Below are 3,066 nucleotides of genomic sequence, written 5' to 3' on the forward strand. Positions count from 1 at the left end.
ACTTCGCCGTCGTCTGTAATGGATGTAACGATGAGTTCGCTTGGCATGGTTTCGTCGATAATCGCTAAGGAGTGGTATCGAGCCACTTCAAATTGTTCTGGTACGCCTTTAAGGATTTTGGATGGGTGGACTTGTTTCGCTACGCTTTGTTTGCCGTGCATCACTTGTTTTGCGTAGGAAACGGTGCCACCGAATACTTCACCAATGGCTTGGTGACCGAGGCATACGCCGAGGATTGGGAATTCGCCTTTGCATTCGCGCAAGAGGTCTTCGTATACCCCCGCATCAGCTGGTCTACCAGGTCCTGGTGAAAGTATCACATAGTCTGGTTTCAACGCACGGATTTCTTCAACTGTTAATTCATCACTGCGGATGACTTTAATATCTGGATCGATAGAGCCTACTAATTGGTATAAATTGAAGGAGAAGCTATCGTAATTATCTATAAGGAGTACCATTATTCTACCTCCTGTGCACTTGTAATTGCGGAAATCATAGATTGGCCTTTTATCAAGGTCTCATTGTATTCGCTTTCAGGAACGCTATCGCGAACGATACCTGCGCCAGCACGAACATAGACCTTACCGCCTTTATTCATGGCCATGCGGATGCCGATACATACGTCCATGTTACCGGAGAAGTCGATATAACCTACGGCGCCGCCGTATACGCCGCGTGGACTTTTTTCAAGTTCGTGTAAAATCTCGATAGCACGAATCTTAGGAGCCCCAGATAAGGTGCCTGCTGGCAATGTAGCACCAATGGCATCGAGGGCATCTTTGCCGTCTTGAATGTCACCGCTTACAGTAGATGTAATATGGATGACATGGGAGAAACGTTGCAACATATGTAATGCTTCAACTTTTACGGAACCGAATTTAGAAATTTTACCTAAATCATTGCGCCCAAGGTCAACGAGCATGTTATGTTCAGCCAACTCTTTTTCATCGTTGATGAGTTTTTCTTCAATAGCGAGGTCCTCTGCTTCGTTTTTACCGCGGCGCATAGTGCCTGCAATTGGGAAGGTGTACATTTTACCATCTGTCATTTTCACCAAAGTTTCTGGAGAAGCACCTGTGAGCTCTACATCACCGCCAGATAAGTAGAACATGTATGGAGATGGATTCAAGGTACGTAATACGCGGTATGCATTTAACAAGCTCCCTTCAAACTCGGCTTCGCGGCGATTAGATACAACACATTGGAAGATATCCCCTTCCTTGATGTAGTGCTGTGTCTTTTTAACAACTGCTTCAAACTCATCCTTTGTAAACTCAGAGGTAAACTCTGTTTTAAGGATGCCTTTTGGAACATCCGCCTCTTTGCCGTTTACAACGAGATCAGCAAGAGTTTTCAATTCAAGCTCAGCCTTGTTGTAGTTGCGTTCCAAATCATTTGTGCTGATGTTAGCAATCAAGTAAATTTTATTTTTGTAATGGTCAAAAGCGATAACTTTATCAAAGAGCATAAGGTCTACATCGTTAACCATGGCAGAGTCATCATCTAGTATTGGGAAATCCAATGTTGGCTCGATGTAGCGAATATATTCACATGCGAAGTAGCCTACAAAGCCGCCTGTGAAGGTTGGTAACTCTTCTAAGCGAGGGCTTTTATATTGACTCAAAATATTGCGAATCTCTGCGGCAGGATCAGAACACTCAAAGGTACGAGTCGTCCCGTCTTTGATGGTCATTTTATGGTTTTTGCAGAATAGCTCAATCTTAGGATCATAACCCAAGAAGGAGTAACGGCCCCAATGATTACTATTATCCGCACTTTCAAGCAAGTACGTATGACTGCTCACTTGTTTTAACGCTTTCAACACACTAATCGGTGTGCGTACGTCGGATAAAATTTCCATATATACAGGCACGATATCGTAGCCCGGTGCGATAGCTTTCACACGGTCAAGACTAGGGAAAATCATGAGAACCTCCATCTGGCATTTGCCAATAAAAAAACTCGCCCATGACAATATAACGTCAAGGACGAGTTTATAGTTCTATTCTTATACAATTATTAGAAAATATTTGTATTGTGCTATAAATCGCGGTACCACCTTGTTTGAATGCAGTGCATTCCCCTTTCGCAGGATACTAACATATCCCTCACGACTAACGCTCGTGTGACGTCGCACCATACTAGGAATGACTGTGAAAGTTCATTCTTTTCCATGCGCCCTCGGTGGTCCATTTAATAAGCTGCGTACTACGGGTTCTCAGCTAATCCCGCTCTCTGTGAGTGCATATCCTATTTTTATCTCCACCTCATCGGTTTATTTCAGGCGAGTATAAAATTATAATCTGATTATAATGTTTCTATAGAATGAAAGTCAAGAAGTTTTAATTTCTGATTGTTGTTCAGCCATAGAAAGATCTTTAACATACAATCTCATATCTCCATATTTTATGTATCATAATGCATAATAAAAAATACTGTTACTTTCTTTATCATATAACGCAGAGGTTTTATTATACAGCAAATACAATACATATATATTGATAATAGGGACAAATAAGCCAATAATCCAAAATATACTACTATTGCTATCTCTCAAACGTCTAAAGATCATGTTGATAATAATATATATAAGATAAACGTATAAAGCATATCGCAGAGCACAGTTTTCGATATTATAATTTAATATCATATTGTATATTATAAACGCTAAATATACATTAAACAGATTCCATTGACGAACTGTGCTTCGTCCATTAGGCCAAAGACTGTCAATTAATATGCTTTTATAAAGATCTGTTAAAAGAGGCCTTTTATCTTGGCGACTATAAAAAGAGTTTATAGCTTTAATTTGAGAGGTAGTTAAATCAGTACGCTCACCCCAGAGTACATCTATAACCCTATTATCAAAAATTATTCCCTTAAGTTCAACATTATTATCTTTTAACCAAAGTTTCCTAGGCACTACAGAAAACAACAACATTGAACATAAAATACATGGATAGAATAAATCTGGTATATCAACGCCCCATAATATAATATTGTTGGACTCAAAAATAGCTTTTCCGTAAGAAAGGTCAAAATGCTTTCCACCCAATAATATCAATA

General features: G+C 39.8%; 3 protein-coding genes. All 3 read right to left on the minus strand.

Features of this window, described 5'->3' with window-relative positions:
• Positions 1-458 (minus strand): aminodeoxychorismate/anthranilate synthase component II (locus tag RYO55_RS09650; protein WP_314985305.1); only part of this gene is annotated, 458 nt, incomplete at its 3' end.
• Entirely contained in the window at positions 458-1,927 is a 1,470-nt protein-coding gene (locus tag RYO55_RS09655) for a chorismate-binding protein (protein WP_314985307.1), read from the minus strand. The genes RYO55_RS09655 and RYO55_RS09650, both read right to left, overlap by 1 nt.
• A 486-nt stretch (positions 1,928-2,413) precedes the next feature.
• Positions 2,414-3,066: DUF805 domain-containing protein (locus tag RYO55_RS09660; protein ID WP_314985308.1), on the minus strand; the 653-nt coding region annotated here is incomplete at its 5' end.

It is taken from the genome of uncultured Veillonella sp., assembly GCF_963551295.1.
In the GTDB taxonomy this organism is placed as follows: domain Bacteria; phylum Bacillota; class Negativicutes; order Veillonellales; family Veillonellaceae; genus Veillonella.

What these genes read in the sequence shown, in the direction of transcription:
- RYO55_RS09655 (WP_314985307.1), bottom strand. Translation starts at nt 1,927, where the DNA reads ATGATTTTCCCTAGTCTTGACCGTGTGAAAGCTATCGCACCGGGCTAC.